We start from the raw sequence: 25,970 nt of genomic DNA, 5'->3' as shown, positions 1-25,970 counted from the left end.
AACCTACAATAATCTTTATCCGTAGTATTGTGTAATAAAGGCATATAAAATAGATGTGCCGATACCAATATTTAGTTATCATAATATTAACTGGTGATTAATATATTTCACTAGAATAAGAGAATGAATAATTAAATAATTTACCGTCTCCTTTGGTTATTTTAGATATTACTTCTGTAGAAGTGTCAAGCTCTACCTTCTTTAAATCATCAGTATTAAAAATTATTCTTTTTGGGGTTATCATTGTTACGTAAGAACAAACAGCCCAAAAAGGAATTAACAATACAAAATTATTTATCTTAAAATAAAAACGCTCTTGCGATACTAATTCTTGCTCTAGATAGTCTTCTAACAATGATTCTTTATTATTTTTAAAATAGACTCGTTGCCTATTTTCTTTTTTGAACATCATTAGACACACTAAATTTTCACCGTATTTTCCCATGAGTATACAGACTACTACATTCACTATAGTACCTTTATTCTCATATATATAATTATGTAGTTATTCATAAGTCCTATAAATTCGTTTTACCAGAATTATACTATTTTTTAAGGAATATCTATATGCATATTGCTAATATCATACAATGATATGAATTAAAACAAATTACCTTACTCCAATTCGCCCCTTAAAAAACATGATCTTATTATGTCTTATCCTGTATAGCTCACCAAAATCATTAACAAATACAAGTGTATTTTTATAATCTTATTTTTTTTCTTCGTTAACTCTTGTGTTTCCTGTACATAAATAACAGTTCAAATCATAGATTGAATTGATATTACTCACCACCTCTTCCTAATAATATTACATAAATCGTTTTGATTTATTCGGTGAAACCAATACTAATTCTCCAGTTAAAATATTATAACGTTTATGAAAACACTTCTTTAAATAAAAATTTATAAAATTAAATTAACAAGAAGTATCTGCTATTATTTTCCATTTACCTTTTATCTTTTTGAAGATAATCATAAACACCCCATTTGCATCACCAACCTTACGCGTTAAATGATATGCTCCCATAACGAAATAAGCATCTACATTTATTTTAGAAATATCATTTACTTTAAATTTTAATACGCCTGAGTGATCTTTAGTTGGATATCCTTTTTTATAATTTGCTAAAGTCTTTTTCCAACCGTACGTTAATCCATTACTGCCATAAAACTTCAATGAATCACTTTTCCAATACCCTTTCATAAAACCTTCTAAGTCATGATTAGACCAAGCTTTTTCTTGCTTTTTCATTATTGATAAAATTTCTTTTTTATCATTAGCTTCATTATTTTTTTGCGCAAAACTATTTAATGACAACATTATAAATATTATGCATACGTATATTTTATTCATTTTTTTTATTTTTAATTAATATCTTTTTCAGCTTTATTTCTTAATTATCTTCAACATTATTTTAACATATATATATCAGTTACTGGTACTAAAATGAGGTTTACAAATCTAGCATAAGTTACATCAGGAAATTTCTCATTTTTTCAACTATTAAATTGCATCATAAAATCTTCTTTAATTATTTTTTTTAAATAAAATAGCAACTCATTTGCATTTTCTTTAGAAAATATAATAGGTGGTTTTATTTTTAATACATTATTATCAGGTCCATCGGTACTCATTAAAATTCTATGAACTTTCATTCTGTTTGCCAAATAAGAAGCATGCTCTGGTAACGGTTTTTTATCAACATCTACCAATTCAAAACCTAAAAACAATCCTTTACCTCTAACATCACCTATTATTGGATAATTATTTGCTAATTTTTTTAATTCACTTTTTAAATACTTACCAACTACTAATGCATTTTCTTGTAATTTTTCTCTTTTAACCGTCTGTATTACTGCGGTACCAATAGCACAAGAAACAGGGTTCCCTCCAAACGTATTAAAATACTCCATTCCGTTCGAAAATTTATTCGCTACTTCTTGTGTACAAACAACTGCCGCTAAAGGGTGTCCGTTTCCTAACGGTTTACCAATCGTTACAATATCAGGAACTACATTATGTAATTCAAAACCCCAAAAGGTTTCTCCCATACGGCCGCAACCAGTTTGTACTTCATCAGAAATACACAAACCGCCTTCATTGCGGATGTATTCATAAACCTTTGCTAAAAAGCCCTTAGGTAGCTCTACCTGACCACCACAAGATATAATAGGCTCTATAATAAAAGCTCCTACATTTCTTCCCTTTTCTTTAATAGAAACAATTTGTTTTAATACCTCTTTTGCATATTTAGTTACTGCATCATCATCGGTGTATTTTCCTCTAAATGTATCTGGCAGAGGAATAATATGCGTATGTTCAGGAGTTGCTTTCCCTCCTTTTCCATCAAATTTATAAGAGGAAATATCTATACACATATTAGAATTACCATGATATCCAACTTCTGAAGCGATAATATCACACTGTCCTGTATTAGCTTTTATCATTCGTATTGCCAATTCATTTGCCTCAGAACCTGAGTTTACAAAATGTATTACATTTAATTCTGGTGGGAATGTAGCTATTAACTCTTTTGCTAGCTCGTTAATGTTTTCATGTAAATAACGAGAGTTGGTATTTAAAACTGCCATTTGTTGCTGTCCTGCTTTTACAACTGCTGGATGTTCATGTCCTACATGCGCTACATTATTTACTGTATCTATATATTTATTTCCGTATTGATCTATTAAATAAACACCATTACCTCGTACCATTTTTACAGGTACTTTATATTGTAAACTTAAACTTTTACCTAAATGCTCTTTTCTATAAGCTATTAATTCTTCATTGGTTTGTTTAGTCTGTTGATTTAATATTTTTGATTTAAAGAACAAATTTGGGTTAGGGCAAATACTTTTCCAAACATCTATTTCTGAATAATAAGCAACTCCTGGAAAATCATTTTCTAAATTTAACATAGATAACATTACTTGAAAGTGTAAATGTGATGCCCAACTACCATTTTCGTTTGAATTACCTAAATACCCTATACAATCTCCTTTGAAAATAGCATCTCCTACTTTTTTATTTTCTAAGCTTTCTTTTGATAAATGTCCGTAAAGTGTATAAAACTCTAAAGTATTAATTTTATGTTTTAAAATTATAAGCCCTCCATATTCTTTAAATTTATCATTATTAGTTACTGTTGTAATAGTTGCGTTAAACGGACTATGTATAGGTGTTTCAGCAGGCAACCAAAAATCAATACCCAAATGCGTAGTTCTGCTTTCTTTTCCGTTATTACCTACACGATCATAATCACTAGATGTATATAACGATCTTGCTTCTAAATATCCGCCAGCTATTATTTTTGTAGTATATTCTTTTTGTAACTGATTTAATTTAAATTGAAATAATTCTAAATCGTTAAATTCGGATGTATTTCCTAACCATAAACTCGCTACACTTAAATCTAATGGATAAATTGTTTCTTTTTTTATTGATGGAAACAATGCCGAAAATGATACATTTTGTTCTGAAACCCATTCTTTAAATTCTTCTTCTTTTGGGTGTGCTGAATAGTCACATGCTTTTCTGAATGAATATTCAGCAAATTCTGATGACACTTGCATCCATTTTTTCAAGACTTCCCATGCTGGTTTTTCAGAAATTAATAAATACGTATTATCTGGTTCTTTTTGCTTATTAATTGCCGATTTTGTAACAGAAATCACCAAACGCATAGCAATTACTGTATACAAATGCTTTAATTCTTCTTCATTTAAAGAAAACGATGCATGATATCCTTTAATTATCGGTAAAGCTGCCTGTAATGGATTATTATGATGCATTATTGCATAGGCACAAGTAATGGCAACATCATTAATTATTTGTGTGTAAATAGCATCCCCATAATCAATCGCCGCTTTTACTTTAGGGCTAACAAGACTATTTGAAACAATAATATTGTTATCGTTAGCGTCATTATGAACTACTGCTTTTCTTAATGTTTCATAAGAACTTGATTCTTTTTTAAATTTATCTTGAAAATATTGAAGTATTGTTTTTTCTTCTTTATCAAATAGATGGATATACTCGGTAGTCCAAAGTGCTTGTGCTACATCCCATTCAAACTTTCTATTTCCTTTTAAATGCTCAAAACCTTCTAACGCTTTTGTTAACTTACCGCATTGTTCACCTAAACTATATCTTAACTCGTTTAATTGCGGGTTTACACTACTCCAAACTCTTCCTGAAATCCAAGATAATAAACGAACCTTACGTTCGTTTCCAAAATCATCTGTTATATTAGATATTGTTTTGCCGTTTTTATTCTTAATTACTTTTGGGGCAAGTAAATCTTTTCCTTTTTTTTCAACTTGTTGTAATATTTTTTGTTGAAAATCTAAATAACTTTCATTTTCATTTGGGCGAGATATTTTCAATATAAATAAATCTTCTCCTTCAACTTTAATTCTAAAATTAAAATCAACTTCACCAGGTAATTCTTTAGCTTTACCATTTATATTAAACTCTTGTAATAATATATTTTCTGCTTGTTGGGATGTTATTTTTATTTTATCGTAGTTCATTTTATTTATTGTAATAGTTTTTCAAATGCTAATCGACTATCTCCATTCGTTACAGTAATAATACCACAATATATATAACTTAACTTATTTAAAATGTGCTGCATTCCTAAATTATCATTATGTGTATCTATTCTCATTGCAGGAATTTCTTGCTTTTTTAAACTCGCTTCGCAATATGAAATAATATGTTTTGCTATACCTTTATTCGTTGTTTTTTGAGAAACAGCAACACGATGAATAACACCGTATTTTGCTAAATTATTAGTAAGCCATTCACCATCTATAATACTATAATTTGGTTCTTTATTTGTTGTAAACATAAAAGTTGCAATAATTTTCTGTTCTTTATTTAATATAACATAGCTTTCATTATTTTTAATATCATTTAAAATTTGAACCTCATTTGGGTATCCATCTTGCCATTGATCAATATTTAATGAAGCTAAAAGTTTTTGAGCTCCTTTAATAATTTTCATGATACTTTCTGAATCACTTATAACTGATAATCTAATTTTCATCTTATTTATTTTGTAATAACATAATTATATGTACTTCACTCCAGCTAAAGTTATTTGCTTTTAAACCTTCATCTGTTATAGCGTGGTAATTTTCTCGAATAGATATTTCTTTACTATAAAACACATTTTACTCCTTTTATTATTTGAATAGCAGCTTTAATAATTTTTTTATTTTTATCTATTGATAAAGCTAATGTATTTAAATATAATTTTTCAGCAAATAAATATGAGTTTAAATCTACCCTTTCTTCATTCATTGAATAGCTTCCTTCTGCTTTTTTTAAAATTTTGGCAACATAAAAACGAATTGTGTTATCTATACCTCCCTTCCACTTTCACATAATTAAACTCCCACCGGTCTAAACTTCTTAATTTAAAAAACATGATAATACCTCATTGGTCGTATTACTTATTTGATATTTTTTTTAATTCTATTATGATTACAAAACACATTTTCATTAATAAAACGATCAACTGTATTAGAAATTTTATTCCTAACACTAAATGTATTGAATTCTTAAAAACTATATTCAATACCATCAACCTATAGAGTAAAATAATACCTATTATAATTAAAATAATATCACATAATACTCTCAATAACGAATTTATTTAACTTCAAAATAGTTTCTCTATAATTATAGTGTTAATAAAATTTAAACACTGACCTATTAAATTAATGGAAATGGCTAACTAATCGCATTCTATATTTTTTTAATCTTATCTTTTTATAGTTATCAATCCAAATTAGCAACCTCTAATAAGATAATTCTTTCAGCTTTATACAAAGTATATACTACTTGTACTATAATAGTTCATTAAAATATAAGAATTCTTAAAAAACGTAAACACCTAAAAACAAAAAGAATACCCACAAACAAGACATACTTTTACAATATTTTGATTCTTCAATAATATTTTATGGCACGTTCTTTGAAATTAAGAGTATAACGCGGTAGCCGAAAAGCATATAGAGTAGGCATAACCCTAAGATTATCAATTATGAGAAAAGGGATACTTTTATTATTAGCAATCATATCATTAGCCACAGTAAACGCAAATAACATAAACAAATCAATTAGTGAAATTGGGGTTACAAATCGTTACGACGACGCTGTTACCTTTATTGAAAGAAATGTTGAATTTCATGTATACTTAAATGGAGATTTTGATTACAACACTCATTATAAAAATACTAGATATACAGATTACTACGGAAAACGTATTAAAACCAATCATGGTGTACGAATTGAACGTGATTATAAAGGTAGGGTAAGACGTGTAGGAAGTACGTTCATAAACTACGATATTAGAGGAAATGTAAAGAGAATTGGCCGTATTTATATAGATTATAGCTTTGGAAAACTTTCAAAAGTTGGAAATTTAAAAATTAGATATGATCGTTGGGGAAACCCTAAATTCTATGGAAATGTAAAGTACAATGATTATTGTAGTAGTGATGACGACGATGATTATGATTATCATGGTAATGATGACAGAAACATAGATATCGACATTAATATTGGTAATGTTTTTGATTATGATAATGTTTACTTTTACAAAAGAGGTTTTAGAAACAACTATCGTAAATATAAAGAAGATAATAACTTTTTTTATTACAGAGCAGTACCTAATGCAAAAACAGGAAAACGTGGTAAACTTCTAAAAAGACGTAAAAATAAAAATTACTTTAAGAAAAAATACTCTAAAAGAACAACTCCTGAACAAAAAGGGAAATCTAGAAGAAATAGATAAACAAAAAAGCCTCATCAAAAATGATGAGGCTTTTTTAATATTCTTTATTATATAATTACTTAGCTACATTTACAGCTCTTGTTTCTCTAATTACTGTAACTTTTACTTGTCCTGGATAGGTCATGTCATTTTGTATTTTCTGAGAAATATTAAATGATAATTCAGCTGCTTTTGTATCATTTACTTTAGCACTTTCAACCATAACTCTTAACTCACGTCCTGCCTGAATAGCGTATGCTTTTTGAACACCATTAAAGCCAAAAGCGATATCTTCTAAGTCTTTTAAACGTTGAATATAAGAATCTAATACTTGGCGACGAGCTCCTGGTCTTGCTCCTGAAATAGCATCACAAACCTGTACTATTGGTGATAATAAACTTTTCATTTCAATCTCGTCATGGTGAGCTCCAATTGCATTACATACATCTGGTTTTTCTCCAAATTTCTCTGCCCACTGCATTCCTAATAAAGCATGCGGTAATTCACTTTCAGTTTCTGGAACTTTACCAATATCATGTAATAAACCAGCACGTTTAGCTGCTTTAGCATTTAAGCCCATTTCAGATGCCATAATACCACATAGGTTTGCTACTTCACGCGAGTGTTGTAATAAATTTTGACCATATGATGAACGGTACTTCATACGTCCAACTATTTTAATTAATTCAGGATGTAAACCATGAATACCTAAGTCGATAACTGTACGTTTACCAACTTCTATAATTTCTTGACCAATTTGTTTTTCTGTCTTCTTAACAACTTCTTCAATTCTTGCGGGGTGAATTCTTCCGTCTGTCACTAATTTATGCATTGATAGACGAGCAATTTCTCTACGAACAGGGTCAAAACATGATAATATAATTGCTTCTGGAGTATCATCAACAATAATCTCAACACCTGTAGCTGCTTCTAAAGCACGAATATTACGTCCTTCACGGCCAATAATTCTACCTTTAACATCATCCGATTCTAAATTAAAAACTGATACACAGTTTTCAACAGCTTGTTCTACACCTACTCTTTGAATTGTATTTAATACAATTTTACGAGCATCTTGTTGTGCTGTCATTTTAGCTTCTTCAACAGCATTTTGCACAAATGACATTGCATCTGCCTTTGCTTCATCTTTTAATGATGAAACTAACTCGGTTTTTGCATCTTCTGCTGATAAACCAGATATTTTCTCTAGCATATCTACATGATGCTTATGCATTTTATCTAACTCTGATTCTTTTTTATCTAAGAACTCTAATTTATAGTCAAAATCTGCTGCTTTTTTCTCAACAGATTTGTTTAATTTTTTATTTTTATCTAGTTCTGAAGAAACTTGACTTTCTTTATCTCTAACTCTTTTTTCTACATCAGAAATCTTTTTTTCTCTAGAAAAAATCACTTTTTCGTGTTCTGATTTTAATTCAATAAACTTTTCTTTAGCTTGTAAAATCTTGTCTTTCTTTATTGCATCTGCCTCTACTTTCGCTTCTTTTACAATATTTCTAGCCTCTTTCTTTGTTTCTTGTATTAACTTATTAGCATTCGACTTTTCTAACATTTTAGCTATAAAAAAACCTATCGCTAATCCTATAATTCCTGCTAATACAGGAAATAATATTCCATCCATAATTTTAATTTGATTGTATAAAAAAAGCCTACATTAATATGGGTTTTATAAACTCCAGAAAACAGGTTTAGGACTAACTGGTTTATCAAGGATCCGAGATAAATCGGCATGCTTTACCAACCAAGACTCATCCTTTCTAAATAAATAGTGTTGAGTTTAACAAACAATGTACTAATGTAGGCAGTATATTAATAATTATTATTTTAAAGAACGTTACAAATGTTTATCTAACAAGTTAGTTAAATCATTTATTTTATTTACTATTTCAATTGTATCTTTAGTATTGGTTAAAGATTCTATTTCAAATTTAGATGCAAATTGCAATGCGCACATTGCCAATACATCTTGTTTATCTGCTACCGCATAATTTTGTTCAAACTTAGCTATAAGATTATTAATACTTTTTGCCGCCATACGCATCCCCTGTTCTTCATTAGTATCTTTAACACTCAACGGATACGTTCTTCCTGCAATAACTACATTAACTTTAATCTTTGCCATGTAAAGAACTTTTTATGAATTCAAAAGAGTAATGCATTTATCAATCTCTCGAACTAAGGTATTTATTTTGAGTTTTGTTTCTCTTGTATTTTCGTTACTGCCTTCTATAGTTTTAGCAATTTTCAGCAATCGATATTCCTCCTGCCCTCTTTTTAACTGCTCTTCTTTTTCTTGTATTAAAATATGTAACTTTGCATTATTTTGAAGCAATACCTGGTTTTCTTCTTTTAAAAAATCATACTTATAAAGTATTTCTTTTATCTTATCTTCCAGTAAATGAATTGCTTCTAAATGGTTACTCATTTATTTTTGAGAATAAAACTATATCTACAAAGTTATTATTTTAGATTTTAAATAGCAACTATTTCATTGATTTTTACCAAACAACTGGTTATAAGACATCTAAGTGTTTAGCATAAATTTAGTATTTTTGTTAAAAACTACTGTGATTTGAAATTATATTTTACTACTTTTTTTCTACTTTTTTTTTATTTTGGTAATGCTCAAAAGCAATATCCAAAAAATTACTTTTCTCCGCCTTTAAAAATACCTATTATATTATCAGGTACTTTTGGAGAGTTACGAAGTAATCATTTTCATTCAGGAATAGATATTAAAACTCAAGGTAAACAAGGTATTCCTATTTACGCTCCTGCAAACGGTTATGTTTCTCGTATAAAAGTATCGCAATATGGTTTTGGAAAAGCTTTATATGTAGAACATCCAAATGGTTATACAACTGTATATGCACATATCAAAAAATTTGCTCCTACTATTCAACGATATATAAAAGCTATTCAATACAAAAAAGAAAATTATCAAACGGGTAATCTATTTCCTAAACAAGATAAATTCCCTCTAAAAAAAGGTGAAATTATTGCGTATACTGGTGACACTGGTAGTTCAGGTGGTCCGCATTTACATTATGAAATTAGAGACAATAAAACCGAACATATTATAAACCCATTACTTTTTGGTATTGATCCTAAAGATGATAAATCTCCAACATTTCAAAAACTAATTGCATATCCTTTAAATGGCCAATCGAGAGTAAATAACTCTAACTTAAAATCGGTTATTTCATTTAAAAAAATAAAAGACAATAATTACATAAGTGAAAGTATTACTGCTAGTGGTATTATAGGTTTTGGAATTAGTGTTTTTGATCGATTAAGTGAGGCCTTAAATAAAAACGGTATTTATAGCTTAGAAATGAAAGTAAATGGTAGTACCGTTTATTACCATGATGTTGAAACTTTTTCTTTTGCAGAAAGTAAATATATTAATTTATTAATTGACTATAAGCATTACAAAACTTATAGAGACAAAGTTCAAAAAACTCATAAAGTAAATGCAAATCGTTTAAGTTTATATGAGGGTTTAGTTAACAATGGTAAAATTACGATTATCAATGGCGCAAGTTACAATGTTGATATTATTGCTAAAGATTTAAAAAATAACGTATCATCTGTTAGAATACCTATTAGAGGTGTTGAAAGTAATTTAGTTTTCAAACAAAAAGATACGACCAACTATAAAATTGTTGCTAAAAATTTTCATAAATTTAATTTAAACAATGTTACAATTGCTTTTCCTAAAAACACTTTTTATGAAGATTGTTTTATAGATTTTTCTATTACAAATGGTATTGCTAAAATTCATAACCCAACTATACCTCTAGATAAAAGATATACATTAACATTTAATACTTCTTTTTTAAATGAAAAACAAAAACAACAAGTATACATTGCTAATGTTACGAATTCTAAATACCCTAGGTATACGTCTACAAAAAAGAAAATTGATAAAATATATACCACTACAAAAAACTTAGGTAATTATACTTTACTTTATGATACTACAAAACCAATAATTAAGTTATATAACTTTAAAGATGGCCAATGGCTTTCAAAAAACAAAACTTTAAAAGTAAAGATTAAAGATAGTAAGTCTGGTATTAAAAATTACAGAGCTTCTATTGATGGAAAATGGATTTTAATGGAATTAAATCATAAAAAAGGAATACTTACCTACGATTTTACTGATAAAAAACTAGTAGGTAGTAAACATATTTTTAAACTTGTAGTATCAGATAATGTTGGAAACATAAAAAAACTTTCTGCTACCTTCTTTAAAAAATAAATTATAAAAAAATTGAAAAAACTACTTCTTTTACTAATATTCCCTTCACTTGTTTTTGCTCAAAAAACAGCAATTATAAAAGGAACAATAACAAACAAATTTAATACGCCTATTGAAGGTATTGCTATATCATATTTATCTGAAGGTACAACAACTAATGCTAATGGTAATTATAGTTTTAGTATTCCTATGCGTAAAACGGTTACGGTAGTTTTTAGCCATGTTTCTTATAAAACAGTTACAAAAAAATTTACTTCTCGCGGAAAAAAAATAATTCGCTTCTCTCCTACCTTTAAGTTTAAATCGCAAGAATTAGAAACCGTTGTTCTTAAGAATACAAAGAAAGAAGCTGAGGGAATTATAAAGATTTCGACCAATAAAGTTAAAAATATTTTAGGGGCTAATGCTGGGGTCGAAAATATTTTAATGACTTTGCCAGGAGTTAGTAATAATAACGAGCTAAGTACACAATATAATGTACGTGGTGGTAATTTTGATGAAAATTTGGTTTATGTTAATGGTATTGAAGTATACCGACCTTTTTTAATTCGTTCTGGTCAACAAGAAGGCTTGAGTTTTATAAACCCACACATGGTTCAAAATATTGATTTTTCTGCTGGTGGTTTTCAAGCAAAGTATGGCGATAAACTTTCTTCGGTATTAGATATTACTTATCGAAAACCTACTAAGTTCGGAGCTAAAATAGATTTAAGTTTGCTAGGCGGAAGCTTTACTATTGAAGATACTTTTTTTAAGAATAAACTAAGTGCTATTGTAGGTGTTCGTTACAGAGATAATAGTTTGTTTGTTAATAGTAAACAGGTTGAAGTAAATTTTAGACCAACTTTTACTGATGTACAGAGTTTTTTATCTTATAAAGTAAATGATAAACTTACTTTTAATTTTTTAAGTAATTTTTCTTTAAATAATTACAATTATAAACCATTAACTCGAAAAACTCGCTTCGGTACACTTGCAAATCCATTAGAATTAATTGTTTATTATCAAGGACAAGAACAAGATAAATTTAAAACACTCTTTGGTGCTTTCTCAACCGATTATAAAGTAAATGATAATTTAAAAATAACAGGAACTGTATCTTCTTTTAATACACAAGAAGAAGAATATTTTGACATTGCTGCATCGTATCACCTAGGTGAAGTTGATAGTAATATTGGTTCTGAAAACTTTGGTGAGGTTGCTTTTTCACAAGGTATTGGTTCGCAAATTAACCATGCCCGTAACGATTTAGATGCCTTAATTAATAATATTCAAATTAAAGCTACTCTAAAAGATGGTAATAATGAATGGAAAATTGGTACGAAATATCAGACCGAAAACATTAAAGATCGCATACGTGAATGGGAAGTTATTGACTCTTTAGGGTTTTCTGTTCGTCCTCCCCATCATACAGGTAACAATCAACCGTACGAACCTTTTACTGGACCAATCGAACCATTTAAAAATGTTAGGGCTGAAAATGAAGTAGACATCAATCGTTTTTCTAGTTTTTTACAATTCAGTAGAAAAACAGCATGGAACAATCATGAAATATACATGAATATTGGAGTGCGTGCTCATAGTTGGAAAGTTACAACAAGGTTAGAAAGTTCTAAAAATCAATTTATTTTTAGCCCGAGAGCCCAATTTGCTATTAAACCTGATTGGAATAAGGACATGCTTTTTAGAATTTCTGGTGGTTGGTATTCTCAACCTCCTTTTTATAAAGAGTTACGTGATTTTAACGGACAGGTGCACCCGAATGTAAAAGCGCAAAAATCTATTCACTTAGTTGCTGGTAATGATTATAGTTTTACTATATGGGAGCGTCCTTTTAAACTAACTACCGAGTTATATTATAAAAATTTAACTGATGTAAATTCTTATTCGGTAGATAATGTGCGTGTTCGTTATCGTGCTGATAATGTAACGAATGCTTATGCCTATGGTTTAGATGTTCGTTTAAATGGTGAATTTGTTCCTGGTAACGATAGTTGGGTAAGTTTTGGATATTTAAAGACCGAAGAAAATATTAATAATCAAGACTATATTGCAAGACCAACAGATCAACGTTTAAAGTTTGGGGTTTTGTTTCAAGATTATGTTCCGAACATACCTGATTTAAAAGCCTATTTAAATATTGTTTACAATACGGGGCTTCCTGGTGGTGCTCCTGCATATTCTGATGTATATGAATATCAAAGTAGATTAAACGATTATAAACGTGCTGACGTTGGAATATCTTACATTTTCACAGATGCTAGTAAAAAACATTCTACTGGTTTTTTACGAAATTTTAAAGAATTAACTGCTGGTTTAGAATTATTCAATCTTTTTGATATTCGTAACTCGATAACAAATACTTGGGTTCGTGATGCATACAGTAAACGGCAATACGGAATACCCAATTACATGACTGGAAGAGTCTTAAATTTTAAAATTGGAATGCAGTTTTAAAATTTAGTTCTTACTTTCTTTTGTCTTTAAAAAAGGAAAAAAATATAGATACACATTACTATCAGAAACTATTTTAATTCTTTTACTTGCCTAAAGCCTGTTCATTTTATGAAACCAATTAGTTATTAAATATACCTTTGCTAAACTCTTCATATAATATTACAAACCCCAATTATACAATGAATAAAAAAATAGCAATTTTTATTACAATCAGTTTCTTTTTATCATGCTCTAAACATGACAAAATTCCTGTTGTAAAAAATCCTACTATACCTTCAACTGAAGTTATTACAATTCCGATTGTTGTTCATGTAATTAATTATACACCAGCCCCATTTATAATTAGTGATGAAAAAATACACTCACAAATAGTTGTTTTAAATAAAGATTTTCGAAAATTGAATCCAGATCATTTAAACACCCCTAATGAGTTTATTAATTTAGTTGCTGATGTTGGTCTTGAGTTTCATTTAGCTACTGTAGATCCAAATGGAAAACCAACCACCGGAATTATTAGATCAGAAAGCACTATAATTGCTGGTAATGGTCAACAAACAGGTGATCAAAAAATTGAAGATTTAGCGCTATATTTTACTAAAAAAGGAGGGCAAGATGCTTGGCCAAATGATAAATATTTAAATATTTGGATAGCCGATTCTTCAAATCGTTTCGGAAATTTAGGGCTTCCTGGGTATGCCAACCCTCCTGGGTCAGACCCTAGAATAGATGGTGTTGTAATGGATCCTAGAGTATTTGGTACCCTAGAGCCATTAGTTCCGTATAATAATTTAGGGAGAACAGCCACACATGAAATTGGTCATTGGCTAAATCTTAAACATATTTATGCAGGCGAGAAAAATTGTGATACTTCAGATCTTGTTGATGACACACCTAATCAATATGAATCATATTCAGGAAAACCTACTTATCCTCAGACCTCATGTGGTAGTAATGATATGTTTATGAATTTTATGGATTATGTTGCTGACGATGCAATGTATATGTTCACAGAAGGACAAAAAGAAAGAATGAGAGCACTCTTTAAAGAAGGAGGACTTAGACGTGATCTATATTTAAATATTAAATAAATAATTATTGTGCAATCCTATAGTTTTAAAAAATAATAATAAAATAAGTTCCGCTCGTGCGAACGTCTCATTTGTGAAGTTATGAAAATAAAAATTAAAAGAATATAAAAATATATTAGTTTTGATAATTTAAAAGATCTTTTCTTTTCTAATGAGAGTATATAATAAATGCGATCGACACACTTACCATAATAGAGTATAAACTAATGTATACATAAAGTCATAATTATTATAGATACCGGAATCTTGCCCATTTAATAATATCCGATAAAAATTATTTGAATTTTGATGGTATTGGCCTTTTAAATGAATTAAAAAAAGCACAAAATATGTTACTAAATATGTATTAGAACAGCAGTTTAAAAAAGAAGTTATTGAGATTTCGAATAACAAGAAAACCGTTAAAATAGCTAAAAAACTATATATTAAAGGTTGAATTCAAGTCATAAACTCAATTGTTTTTATAAAAAAATGAGCTTGATTAATTATCAAACTCATTTCTATTAATATAGTACTTAGTCTCATGTTTTGCTGTATTTATACACGAAAACACCTGGTAAGACTAAACATAAATAATTAGTCTAAACCTTCCATTTCTTTATCATAAAATTCACCCGCTTTATCCATTAAGTCAGCAAGTTCGGTAGTAACGTCCTCTTCTTTCTCTCCTGTTAAATCTTCAAACCACTCTACTTCATCATCTTTTAAATTAATTAAAAAACGCGGATATGCTGTATGTAATACAAAAACATCTTCCGGATGTTCACTATTATCTGCTAATAAAAATTTTGGTAAATTCATGAAAATGTATTTTTTATATTTTATTCTTCCGTAGTAATTACAGAATTTTTTTTAATCAATTTTAAAGTTAATCTATTAAATCTAATAAATAATAAGATAGATGCAGTAGTTAAACCAGCCAATAAGCCTAACCAAATACCAAAACTACCATAAGTTTCTTTAGTACCAAAAAAATAACTAATAGGAAACCCAACCATCCAATAAGATACAAAGGTAATAATTGTTGGAATTTTCACATCTTGTAACCCACGTAAAGCTCCTAAAACAACCACTTGAATACTATCTGATATTTGAAAAAATGCTGCTGCTATTAATAAATTTGCTGCAATTTTCATTACCTCCATATTATCTGCATAATTTTCAACATCACTTAAATCTACATATAAATTAGGAAGTGATTTATTAAATAAATAAAAAAATGTTGCAAATCCTACCGCTAAAATAATCCCTAATAAAAAAATAGAAAAGGCTATTCTTCTAAGATCTGAAAATTTTTGTAAACCCTTTTGATTTCCTACTCTTATCATAGATGCTACGCTTAACCCCATAGCAACCATAAATGTCATTGATGATAAATTTAATGCTATTTGATTTGCTGCTTGCGCATTTTTACCTAATAAACCACTTAACCAAATAGCTGCAGTAAATATACCCACTTCAAAAAACATTTGCATAGCACTTGGTGCTCCCAAATTAATTATTTTTCGTAGCATTAATTTATCAAGTACAAATAATTTAATATTGGTTACTAATTTTTTCGAATGCTCTTTTCTTTTTAACATCCACCAAAGGTGTAATACCATAACCAATCGAGAAAGTAATGTTCCGTATGCTGCACCTACAATTCCCATTTCTGGAAAACCAAATTTCCCAAAAATTAACAAATAATTTAAAATAACATTTAAAACATTTGCCAAAATTGTAGCATACATAGGATAACGCGTCATCGACAAACCATCACTAAACTGTTTAAACGCCTGAAAAACAATCATTGGTATTAAAGAAAAAGCAACTAAATCTAAATATGGAATTGCTAGCTCTACAACCTCTAAAGGTTGTTTCATTAAATACATTAAAGGTTTTGAACAAAAAACCAATAAAAACATTAAAATCCCTATAGCAGTACATAAAAAAAGTCCGTGTTTGAATGTAGATTTGGCTTCTTTAAAATTATTCGAAGAATCTGCTTCAGCAACTAAAGGTGTTATTGCTGTTGAAAAACCTATTCCTAAAGACATTGCTATAAACATAAAGCTATTCCCTAAAGAAACCGCTGCTAATTCTGCCGTTCCTAATTGCCCTACCATAATATTATCTACAAAACTAACAAAGGTATGCCCTAACATTCCTAGCATTACAGGTGCAGCTAGTTTCCAATTGTATTTAAATTCTGATGTATATTGCTGTAAATTCAAAACTTCATTTATTTCAAGACGCGAAGATAACTTTTTTAGTAGTCGACTGCGTTTATCTTCTTCATTTTTTAATTAATTTAATTACCTTTGATTTTTATAAAACAAATAGAAAATGGCTTCAATAACACTACAAGGAAATACAATAGAAACAATAGGAAACTTACCAGAATTAGGTAGTAAAGCAATCGACTTTTCTTTAGTCGCAACCGATTTATCAATTAAAAAACTAGCGGATTTTTCAGGTAGCCGATTAATATTAAACATTTTCCCTAGTGTTGATACTGGTACTTGCGCTACTTCTGTTAGAGAATTTAACAAAAAAGTTGCCGATTTAGATAATACAAAAGTTTTATGTATTTCTAGAGATTTACCCTTTGCACAAGGTCGTTTTTGTGGAGCTGAAGGTATTGAAAATGTTGTGATGCTATCTGATTTTTCAGCAGGTAAATTCGGTAAAAATTATGGCTTAGAGGTTAAAAATGGACCTTTAGCAACTTTACATTCACGTTGTATTATTATAATTAACGAAGAAGGAACTATTACCTATACTGAACAAGTAAATGAAATTGTTGACGAACCAAATTATGAGGCTGCTTTAAAAACTTTATAATACTTTATGAAAAATCCCAATGATGGTTTTATCAAAGGAAGGTTGCGTAGTATAACGTTTGCTTTAAAAGGAATGTGGTTATTAATAACCACTGAAGATAGCATTAAAGCGCAACTTTTTTTTGGTTTAATAGCTACACTTTTAGGTTTTTATTTTAATATTTCAATGACTGAATGGGTGGTTCAATGTATGCTTATTGGCATGATTTTAGTTGCCGAATCTTTAAATACCGCAATTGAAAAAGTAGCTGATTTTATACATCCTGATTATCATGAAAAAATAGGTTTTATAAAAGATATAGCCGCTGGAGGCCCTGCTTTTGCAGCCTTAGCATCGTTGATTATTGCGGGTATAATTTATATTCCTAAAATAATAGCTATATTGTAACATTCAATATTTTTCTAATATAAATACATGGCAAAAAAAAAGACAACAACTCAAAAGAAACAACCTATAAGCAATTCAATTAAAAAAGTTTCTTCTTTTTTTTCATACAGACATAATCAAACCATTTTAGGAGCATTTTTAGTGCTTTTTTCGATATTTTTAACGATTGCATTTATTTCTTTCTTCTTTTCATGGCAAGAAGATCAAAGTGCATTATCACAATTTTCTAACAAAGCAATTCCTACTAAAAACTTACTAGGAAAGATAGGCGCTAAACTAAGTAACTTTTTTATTTTTAAAGGATTTGGTTTTGGTGCTTTTGTTTTACCCTTCACTCTATTTTTAACAGGTTCAAGAATATTATTACATACAAATTTAAAAAGAATAATAATTTCTTGGAATTGGGGGCTATTAACCATGCTTTGGCTTTCTACAGCTTTAGGTTTTATTGAGAAAAAAAATGCACTTCTATCGGGAATTATTGGCTTTGAACTTAACGAATATCTACAAACTTTTTTAGGAAAAACAGGGTTAATTATCTTATTAGTTTTCTTTTTAATTGCATACTTAATTATTCGATTTAGTATTACACCTGAAGAAATTAACGAAAAAATAAAAAAATCTAAAGAAAAAGAAGCCGCAGCTAATGCTTCTAAATATGAAGCGATAAAACAAGCTTCTAAAGAAACAAATATTATAAACGAAGATGAAAAGAAATTAGAAAATGAGAAAACTAATTTTGAAAAATCTGTTGAGGATTTACAACCAACCATTGTAAAACACTCTGAGGTAAATACGACTACCGATACGAGAAAAGAAGAAATAACTTTAGAAGTAAATCAAAAAGAAGAACCTTCTATAAAAGTTTCGGAAGAAACAATAAAAGAAGTTGAAATTGCTATTGAAAAAAGTTCGGAAGAAAAAAGTGTTACCGAAAACTTATCAGATCAATTAGTTAAAGATTTTGGAGAATTTGACCCTACTTTAGATTTAGGTAACTTTAAATTTCCAACATTTAACTTATTAAAAGAATATAACGAAACAATTTCTATAGATCCAGAAGAACTTGAAGCAAATAAAAACCGAATTGTAGAAACTCTAAAAAACTATAAAATTGGTATTGCTCAAATTAAAGCTACTGTAGGACCAACAATTACATTATATGAAATTGTACCTGAGGCTGGAATTAGAATTTCTAAAATTAAAAACCTAGAAGATGATATTGCCTTATCACTTTCGGCATTAGGTATTCGTATTATTGCCCCTATTCCAGGAAAAGGAACTATTGGTATTGAGGTTCCTAATAAAAAATCGACCATTGTATCGATGCACTCAGTTATTTCATCTAAGAAGTTTCAAGAATCTCAAATGGAATTACCAATTGCTTTAGGTAAAACTATTTCTAATGAAACCTTTGTTGTTGATTTAGCAAAAATGCCTCACTTGTTAATGGCAGGTGCAACTGGTCAAGGTAAATCTGTTGGACTAAATGCTGTGTTAACATCATTACTATACAAAAAACATCCTGCTGAAGTTAAATTTGTTTTGGTTGATCCTAAAAAAGTTGAACTAACATTATTTAATAAAATTGAACGTCATTATTTGGCTAAATTACCAGACAGTGAAGATGCTATTATTACAGACACGACCAAAGTTGTAAATACACTAAACTCTTTGTGTATAGAAATGGATAATCGTTACGACATGCTTAAAAACGCAATGGTTCGTAATATAAAAGAATACAATACTAAATTTAAAACAAGAAAATTAAATCCTGAAAATGGACATAAATTCTTACCATATATTGTTTTAGTTATTGATGAATTTGCTGATTTAATTATGACTGCTGGTAAAGAAGTAGAAACACCTATTGCTCGTTTGGCTCAATTAGCACGTGCTATTGGAATTCACTTAATTGTAGCTACTCAAAGACCTTCTGTAAATGTAATTACAGGTATAATAAAGGCTAATTTCCCTGCACGAATTGCCTTTAGGGTAACTTCTAAAATTGATTCTAGAACCATTTTAGATGCTGGTGGAGCAGATCAATTAATTGGTCGTGGAGATCTGTTATACACAGCTGGAAATGATTTAAATAGAATTCAGTGTGCTTTCGTAGATACTCCTGAAGTAGAAAAAATAACAGATTTTATTGGTTCTCAACGTGCCTACCCTGATGCTTATTTATTACCAGAATATGTAGGTGAAGAAGGTGGCACAAATGTTGATATAGACATTGCAGACAGAGATAAATTGTTTAAAAATGCTGCTGAAGTTATTGTTACAGCACAACAAGGTTCGGCATCGTTATTGCAACGTAAATTAAAGTTAGGTTACAATAGAGCTGGTCGATTAATTGATCAACTAGAAGCTGCAGGTATTGTAGGTCCTTTTGAAGGAAGTAAAGCAAGACAAGTATTAGTTCCTGATTTTGTTGCTCTTGAACAATTATTAGCAAATGAAAAAAAATAACAATCATAAAAATTTCCAAAACGGAAGAAAATAAAATGAGAAAAATAGGATTATTATTTATCGGATTATTTATTAGTTTAAACATGATAGCTCAAAGTACTTCTTCTGAAGCTAAAAAATTATTAGACGAAGTATCTAGTAAAATGGGAGCTTATAATAATATGGTTATCGGGTTTAACTCTTCTTTAATCAATAGAGAAGCTGGTATTACTAACGACCCACCAATACGAGGAGAGATTACACTTTCTGGTGAAAAATACAATTTAGATTACTTAGGTAACAATTTTGTTTTTGATGGAGAAAAATTAGTTATTATTAATCAAGAAGAAAAAGAAGTAACCATTTCTAATGGTGATTTAGAAGAGGAAGATGGATTTATTTATCCATCTAAATTATTAACTTTTTATAAAGAAGGTTACATCTTCTCAATGGGAAGGTTAAATAATAATAATGGTCGAAAAGTTCAATTTGTAGATTTAACACCTATTGATAGTAATTCAGACATTATTAAAGTTCAATTAGGTATTGATGCTAAAACTAAACATATCTATAAATTAGTTCAAATAGGATCTAACGGAGCGGAAACTACTTTTACAATAACTAGATTTAAAAGTAATCAGCCTATTTCTAAAAACTTATTTTTATTCGATAAAAGCAAATACACAAAACAAGGCTATTTTATCGATTAATTTTATAAAACCAAGTTTTGTTAATGACTTTTAATATCATTAACAAAACTTTTGTTTTTTTATTCACCTAACCTACTACCTTTGTTTCTGTGAAAACATTAGACAAATATATTTTAAAAAGCTTCTTACGACCTTTTTTTGCGACATTCTTAATTATACTATTCGTTTTAGTAATGCAAGTTTTATGGCTTGCTTTTGATAATTTTGCAGGTAAAGGAATTAGTTTCCTAATTATTCTTAAGTTTCTTTGGTATACAACACTTCTTGTAATACCTCAGGCACTACCTATTGGTGTTTTACTTTCTTCTATTATGACATTAGGGAGTTTATCTGAGAACTATGAATTTGCAGCAACAAAATCTGCAGGTATTTCATTACCTAGAATAGTTAGACCTTTAATCATTTTAACCTTATTTTTAAGTGTTATAAATTTTGTGTTTTTAAACAATGTATACCCATATGCAATGTTAAAACAGTTAAACATGAAGGTTAACATAAAAAACAAACAACCAGCAATTGCTTTAGTCGCTGGAAGTTTTAATGCTGACATTCCTAATTTTCAAATTAAATTTGATGAAAAATATGGCGAAGATGATAACCTTTTAAAAAAGGTAATTATTTATGATTTATCAGCAAAAAAAGGAAACAATAAAATTATAACTGCTAAAAAAGGGAAAATATTCTCTGAAGAAGGTAGTAAATACATGACCCTAGTTTTAGAAGATGGCTATTACTTTGAACATCATATTAAGAATGGAGTACCGTATAAAGAAAAGCTAAAAATGCCAGCTTCCCATGCCTATTTTGATGAATATACTATTAACATCGATATATCTACAATTAATGATGACTTAGGAAAAGAAAGATACAAAACACAATACAACATGTTAAGTTTGGGGCAGTTAAAAGATACGATACCAACCATGAAAAAAAATTACGATATTTTTCTTTCGAGCAGGGCTAAAAACTTGTTTTTAAATATCGATATACAAAATTTACATTCTTATCCTGATTCATTAATTAACAAAAAACTTTTACCCAATATTCTCGAAAATTTTGACATTTTAGAACAACAAAACATTATGAATGTGGCTAGTTCTAAAATTAAACGTACTATAAATAATAATAAATCAAATAAGGAATCTTTAAAAAGAAAAAGGAAATACCTTAATTTGTACGATGTAGAATTTTTTAACAGAATTGCTTTTTCATTTTCTTGTTTACTACTGTTTTTTATTGGTGCACCATTAGGGTCTATAATAAGAAAAGGAGGTATGGGACTGCCAATGATTTTAGCTATTGCTATATACGTACTCTATTTTTTCTCGAACACTTTTGGTAGAAACTTAGCTGAAGAAAGCTCTATAACAGCTATAACTGGCTCTTGGCTAAGTGTATTTTTAATGTTACCTTTGGCTCTAATATTAACCTTTAGAGCAAGTAAAGACAAAGGTTTATTTGATATTAAAGGTTTTATTGCTGCACTTAGTAATTTATTTAAAAACATATTCTCTAAAAAGAGAAAACAACATAACTAATGACAACACAAACATCAGCTAAGACTCAATTAAACACTATTGAAGAAGCTATACAGGATATTAAGGACGGAAAAGTTATTATTGTAGTAGATGATGAAGATCGTGAAAACGAAGGTGATTTTTTAGCTGCTGCAGAAATGGTTACTCCAGAAATGGTTAACTTTATGGCTACTCATGGTAGAGGTTTAATATGTACACCTCTTACTGAAAATCGTTGTAAAGAACTAGAGTTAAACATGATGGTTAACAATAACACCGATCCTATGGAAACCGCTTTTACCGTTTCTGTAGACTTACGAGGAAAAGGTGTAACCACAGGTATCTCTGCTTCTGACAGATCTAAAACGATTAAAGCTTTGATGGATCCAGAAACAAAGCCTTTTGATCTTGCACGTCCTGGACACATCTTTCCTTTAAGAGCTAAAAATGGTGGTGTTTTAAGAAGAACTGGACATACTGAAGCTGCTATAGATTTTGCCCGCTTAGCAGGTTTACAACCAGCTGGAGTTATCGTAGAAATAATGAACGAAGATGGTACTATGGCTCGTTTGCCTCAGTTATTAAAAGTAGCAAAGAAATTCGATTTAAAAATTGTTTCTATTGAAGACTTAGTTGCTTATAGAATGGAACATGATTCTTTAATTGAAAAGAAAGAAGATTTTAATATTGAAACTCGTTTTGGTGAATTTAGGTTAAGAGCGTATCAACAAACTACCAATAAACAGGTTCATATTGCTTTAACTAAAGGAAGCTGGACAAAGAGTGATCCTATTTTAACCAGAATAAACTCAACTTTAGTTAATAATGATATCCTTGGTACTTTAACTAATAATGCTGATAAAAAACTTGACCAAATGTTTAGCGTTATTAATAAGGAAGGTAAAGGTGCTATTCTTTTTGTTAACCAACAAAGTCAAGCTTTAAATTTATTAAACAGATTACGTGGTTTAAAAGAAAATCAAACAAATGGAGAAATGAAAGCTCCGAATGTTATCATGGATAATAAAGATTTTGGTATTGGCGCTCAAATATTACATGATTTACACATACATAAACTTAAATTAGTTTCTAACACTAAACAAACCAAGCGTGTTGGTATGATTGGATATGGCTTAGAAATAGTTGACTATGTAAACTATTAAAATGGTTGATACATCATAAAAAAAGCAAGCTTAGTAAGCTTGCTTTTTTTATGATGTATTATTAACTTATAAAATACTCATTAATGATTTAGCCTCATTAAACTCATTTACAATTTCCTCTACAACCTCTTTGGCTGATTTTATTTCATGAATAATTCCTGCTACTTGTCCAATTTCAAGCTCTCCTTCTTCTAAATCTCCTTCAAACATTCCCTTTTTAGCTCTTGCACGACCTAATAATTCTTTTAGATCCTCTATTGATGGGTTTTGTTGATATAACTCTTGAACTTCTTTATAGAATTTATTTTTAACCAAACGAACTGGTGCCAATTCTTTTAAAGTTAAATGAGTATCGCCATCTTTTACATTAACAATAGTCTGTTTAAAATTATCATGAGCAGAAGACTCTACGGTCGCAGCAAAACGACTACCTATTTGTACTCCATCTGCACCCAAAACCATAGCGGCTAACATTCCTCTACCAGAACCAATACCTCCTGCTGAAATTACAGGAATTTTTACCTGCTCTTTTACCATCGGTATTAAAGTAAGCGTAGTTGACTCTTCACGTCCGTTATGACCTCCTGCTTCAAAACCTTCACAAACTACAGCATCTACCCCTGCAGCTTCTGATTTTAAGGCAAACTTTACAGAACTTACTACATGTACCACTGTAATTCCTTTTTCCTTTAAAAAACTAGTCCAAGTTTTAGGGTTTCCTGCTGATGTAAAAACAATCTTTACACCTTCTTCAATAATAATATCCATTATTTTTTCAATATCTGGATACAACATTGGTACATTAACTCCAAATGGCTTATTAGTTGCTTTCTTACATTTTTGAATATGAGTACGTAAAACATCAGGGTACATTGATCCTGCCCCTATTAGTCCCAGTCCACCAGCATTAGAAACAGCAGAAGCTAGTTTCCAACCACTCACCCAAATCATTCCTCCTTGAATAATTGGATATTGAATATTAAATAATTTGGTTATTTTATTTTGCAAAACTAACTTCTATCAGGTCGAACGGAGTCGAAACCTTATTTAAAATATTAATTTAAAATTGACTGCTCGACTCCGCTCGAGATGACAATTTTACTTTTTTAAGAAATTACTCCAGATCCTAAAAGTTCTTCCTCTTTATACCATGCAACAAATTGCCCTTCTTGAATAGCTGATTGAGGATTTGTAAACTCTACATACAAACCACTATCAACTTTATGTATGGTCGCCTTTTCTAATTTCTGACGATAGCGAATTCGTGATTCGACTTGCATCTCTTCACCTGATTTTAACTTTAAATCTTCCCGAACCCAATGCAATTCTTCATTTGAAACAAATAAAACATTTCTATACAAACCTTGGTGATTTTTTCCTTCACCTGTATAAATTACGTTTTCATTAACATCAGTTTCAATTACGTATAACGCCTCTTTAGTACCGCCTACATTTAATCCTTTACGTTGTCCTTTTGTAAAATAATGAGCTCCATCATGCTTACCAACAATTCTACCATCTTCTTTTTTATAAGAGAATTTTGTTGCAAAGTAATTTAACTCAGCTTCTTTATTTTCAAAAACTGGAATTACACGATTATACTGTTCAAAACTTGTAGGAACTTGAATTATAACTCCCTTTTTTGGTTTCAGTTTTTGTTGTAAAAAATCAGGTAAACGAACTTTACCTATAAAGCATAATCCTTGAGAATCTTTTTTATCTGCAGTAATTAAATCGGCTTCTTTTGCAATTTCTCTTACTTCTGGTTTTGTTAACTCTCCAATAGGAAACATTGCTTTAGCAAGTTGTTTTTGTGATAACTGACATAAAAAGTACGACTGATCTTTATTCGTGTCTTTTCCTGCTAAAAGTTTGTAAACTGGCTTACCTTCAATTATTTCTTCATCTTTTCTGCAATAATGACCAGTTGCTACATAATCAGCTCCTAGGCTTAGTGCGATGTCCATAAAAACATCAAATTTAATTTCTCTATTACATAAAATATCAGGATTTGGCGTACGCCCTTTCTCATATTCATTAAACATATAATCTACAATACGTTCTTTGTATTGCTCACTTAAATCTACAGTCTGGAAAGGGATTCCTAATTTATCAGCAACAATCATTGCATCATTACTATCTTCTAACCAAGGGCATTCATCTGATATGGTTACTGAATCATCATGCCAGTTTTTCATAAACAGACCAATTACTTCATAACCTTGTTCTTTTAATAAATATGCTGTTACGCTACTATCTACACCTCCTGAAAGTCCTACTATTACTCTTTTCATTCTT

At 29.4% G+C, this 25,970-nt stretch carries 22 protein-coding genes and 1 other RNA gene; 10 read left to right on the top strand and 13 right to left on the bottom strand.

Annotated features, from left to right (window positions below; all coding sequences use genetic code 11):
* Positions 1 to 97: 97 nt before the first annotated feature.
* The 5 genes from CXF68_RS11765 to CXF68_RS20595 all read right to left on the bottom strand — a co-directional run bounded on the left by CXF68_RS11765 (position 98) and on the right by CXF68_RS20595 (position 5,311).
* Positions 98 to 412 carry a hypothetical protein gene (locus CXF68_RS11765; protein WP_157821915.1) on the bottom strand — a complete coding sequence of 105 codons (315 nt, stop codon included), beginning with the start codon at positions 410 to 412 and terminating at the stop codon, positions 98 to 100.
* 507 nt (positions 413 to 919) lie between these two features.
* The gene (locus CXF68_RS11760; protein WP_101044911.1) at positions 920 to 1,357 is read right to left on the bottom strand and encodes a DUF4440 domain-containing protein; all 438 of its coding nucleotides are present in this window, start codon (positions 1,355 to 1,357) and stop codon (positions 920 to 922) included.
* A 143-nt stretch (positions 1,358 to 1,500) separates the two neighbouring features.
* Complete coding sequence (locus CXF68_RS11755) at positions 1,501 to 4,536, bottom strand: aminotransferase class III-fold pyridoxal phosphate-dependent enzyme (RefSeq protein ID WP_101044909.1); 3,036 nt, start codon at positions 4,534 to 4,536, stop codon at positions 1,501 to 1,503.
* Between the two features lie 5 nt (positions 4,537 to 4,541).
* Positions 4,542 to 5,054 (bottom strand): GNAT family N-acetyltransferase, encoded by a 513-nt coding sequence (locus CXF68_RS11750; RefSeq protein WP_101044907.1) that lies wholly within the window; start codon positions 5,052 to 5,054, stop codon positions 4,542 to 4,544.
* Positions 5,055 to 5,167: 113 nt separating this feature from the next.
* Entirely contained in the window at positions 5,168 to 5,311 is a 144-nt protein-coding gene (locus tag CXF68_RS20595) for a hypothetical protein (RefSeq protein WP_157821914.1), read from the bottom strand.
* A 745-nt stretch (positions 5,312 to 6,056) separates the two neighbouring features.
* Between CXF68_RS20595 and CXF68_RS11745 the strand changes: the two genes are divergently transcribed.
* Positions 6,057 to 6,809 carry a hypothetical protein gene (locus CXF68_RS11745; RefSeq protein WP_101044905.1) on the top strand — a complete coding sequence of 251 codons (753 nt, stop codon included), beginning with the start codon at positions 6,057 to 6,059 and terminating at the stop codon, positions 6,807 to 6,809.
* A gap of 55 nt (positions 6,810 to 6,864) precedes the next feature.
* Here CXF68_RS11745 and rny read toward each other — a convergent pair whose 3' ends face one another.
* From rny to CXF68_RS11725, 4 genes are all read right to left on the bottom strand, one after another.
* The gene (rny, locus tag CXF68_RS11740) at positions 6,865 to 8,430 is read right to left on the bottom strand and encodes a ribonuclease Y (protein WP_101044903.1); all 1,566 of its coding nucleotides are present in this window, start codon (positions 8,428 to 8,430) and stop codon (positions 6,865 to 6,867) included.
* 49 nt (positions 8,431 to 8,479) lie between these two features.
* Positions 8,480 to 8,586, bottom strand: a non-coding RNA gene (ssrS, locus tag CXF68_RS11735) — 6S RNA.
* Positions 8,587 to 8,643: 57 nt separating this feature from the next.
* Positions 8,644 to 8,931, bottom strand: a complete 288-nt coding sequence (locus CXF68_RS11730) for a cell division protein ZapA (protein ID WP_028889497.1) — start codon at positions 8,929 to 8,931, stop codon at positions 8,644 to 8,646.
* A 12-nt stretch (positions 8,932 to 8,943) separates the two neighbouring features.
* Positions 8,944 to 9,234, bottom strand: coding sequence for a hypothetical protein (locus tag CXF68_RS11725; protein WP_101044901.1), 291 nt, complete (start codon positions 9,232 to 9,234; stop codon positions 8,944 to 8,946).
* Positions 9,235 to 9,381: 147 nt separating this feature from the next.
* On the opposite strand from CXF68_RS11725, the gene CXF68_RS11720 reads away from it, so the two are divergent.
* The 3 genes from CXF68_RS11720 to CXF68_RS11710 all read left to right on the top strand — a co-directional run bounded on the left by CXF68_RS11720 (position 9,382) and on the right by CXF68_RS11710 (position 14,618).
* Positions 9,382 to 11,073 (top strand): M23 family metallopeptidase, encoded by a 1,692-nt coding sequence (locus CXF68_RS11720; RefSeq protein WP_101044899.1) that lies wholly within the window; start codon positions 9,382 to 9,384, stop codon positions 11,071 to 11,073.
* A 12-nt stretch (positions 11,074 to 11,085) separates the two neighbouring features.
* Entirely contained in the window at positions 11,086 to 13,530 is a 2,445-nt protein-coding gene (locus tag CXF68_RS11715; RefSeq protein ID WP_101044896.1) for a TonB-dependent receptor, read from the top strand.
* A gap of 179 nt (positions 13,531 to 13,709) precedes the next feature.
* A complete protein-coding gene (locus CXF68_RS11710) occupies positions 13,710 to 14,618 on the top strand; it encodes a zinc metalloprotease (RefSeq protein ID WP_101044895.1) in 909 nt (302 codons plus the stop codon).
* 576 nt (positions 14,619 to 15,194) lie between these two features.
* Here CXF68_RS11710 and CXF68_RS11705 read toward each other — a convergent pair.
* Together CXF68_RS11705 and CXF68_RS11700 are read right to left on the bottom strand one after the other, a co-directional pair.
* Positions 15,195 to 15,419 (bottom strand): hypothetical protein, encoded by a 225-nt coding sequence (locus CXF68_RS11705; protein ID WP_101044892.1) that lies wholly within the window; start codon positions 15,417 to 15,419, stop codon positions 15,195 to 15,197.
* Positions 15,420 to 15,439: 20 nt separating this feature from the next.
* A complete protein-coding gene (locus CXF68_RS11700; RefSeq protein ID WP_101044890.1) occupies positions 15,440 to 16,834 on the bottom strand; it encodes an MATE family efflux transporter in 1,395 nt (464 codons plus the stop codon).
* A gap of 112 nt (positions 16,835 to 16,946) precedes the next feature.
* Here CXF68_RS11700 and tpx point away from each other — a divergent pair, with 112 nt between their 5' ends.
* The 6 genes from tpx (at position 16,947) to ribB (ending at position 23,672) form a co-directional block, all read left to right on the top strand.
* Positions 16,947 to 17,444 (top strand): thiol peroxidase, encoded by a 498-nt coding sequence (gene tpx / locus CXF68_RS11695; RefSeq protein WP_101044888.1) that lies wholly within the window; start codon positions 16,947 to 16,949, stop codon positions 17,442 to 17,444.
* A gap of 6 nt (positions 17,445 to 17,450) precedes the next feature.
* Complete coding sequence (locus tag CXF68_RS11690; RefSeq protein ID WP_101044885.1) at positions 17,451 to 17,831, top strand: diacylglycerol kinase family protein; 381 nt, start codon at positions 17,451 to 17,453, stop codon at positions 17,829 to 17,831.
* A gap of 27 nt (positions 17,832 to 17,858) precedes the next feature.
* Entirely contained in the window at positions 17,859 to 20,303 is a 2,445-nt protein-coding gene (locus tag CXF68_RS11685) for a DNA translocase FtsK (RefSeq protein WP_101044883.1), read from the top strand.
* Between the two features lie 35 nt (positions 20,304 to 20,338).
* Positions 20,339 to 20,992 carry an outer membrane lipoprotein carrier protein LolA gene (locus CXF68_RS11680; protein WP_101044881.1) on the top strand — a complete coding sequence of 218 codons (654 nt, stop codon included), beginning with the start codon at positions 20,339 to 20,341 and terminating at the stop codon, positions 20,990 to 20,992.
* Positions 20,993 to 21,081: 89 nt separating this feature from the next.
* Positions 21,082 to 22,530, top strand: a complete 1,449-nt coding sequence (locus CXF68_RS11675; protein WP_101044879.1) for an LptF/LptG family permease — start codon at positions 21,082 to 21,084, stop codon at positions 22,528 to 22,530.
* A complete protein-coding gene (gene ribB, locus CXF68_RS11670; protein ID WP_101044877.1) occupies positions 22,530 to 23,672 on the top strand; it encodes a 3,4-dihydroxy-2-butanone-4-phosphate synthase in 1,143 nt (380 codons plus the stop codon). Before CXF68_RS11675 ends, ribB begins: the two co-directional genes overlap by 1 nt.
* Positions 23,673 to 23,738: 66 nt before the next feature.
* Here ribB and CXF68_RS11665 read toward each other — a convergent pair whose 3' ends face one another.
* Together CXF68_RS11665 and mnmA are read right to left on the bottom strand one after the other, a co-directional pair.
* Positions 23,739 to 24,680, bottom strand: coding sequence for a nitronate monooxygenase family protein (locus tag CXF68_RS11665; protein ID WP_101044875.1), 942 nt, complete (start codon positions 24,678 to 24,680; stop codon positions 23,739 to 23,741).
* A gap of 98 nt (positions 24,681 to 24,778) precedes the next feature.
* Complete coding sequence (gene mnmA, locus CXF68_RS11660; protein ID WP_101044872.1) at positions 24,779 to 25,966, bottom strand: tRNA 2-thiouridine(34) synthase MnmA; 1,188 nt, start codon at positions 25,964 to 25,966, stop codon at positions 24,779 to 24,781.
* Positions 25,967 to 25,970: the final 4 nt, after the last annotated feature.

It is taken from the genome of Tenacibaculum sp. Bg11-29, from assembly GCF_002836595.1.
Lineage (GTDB): Bacteria > Bacteroidota > Bacteroidia > Flavobacteriales > Flavobacteriaceae > Polaribacter.
Note: the sequence above shows the minus strand (reverse complement) of the source record. Positions and strands in the feature narration are given on the sequence as shown.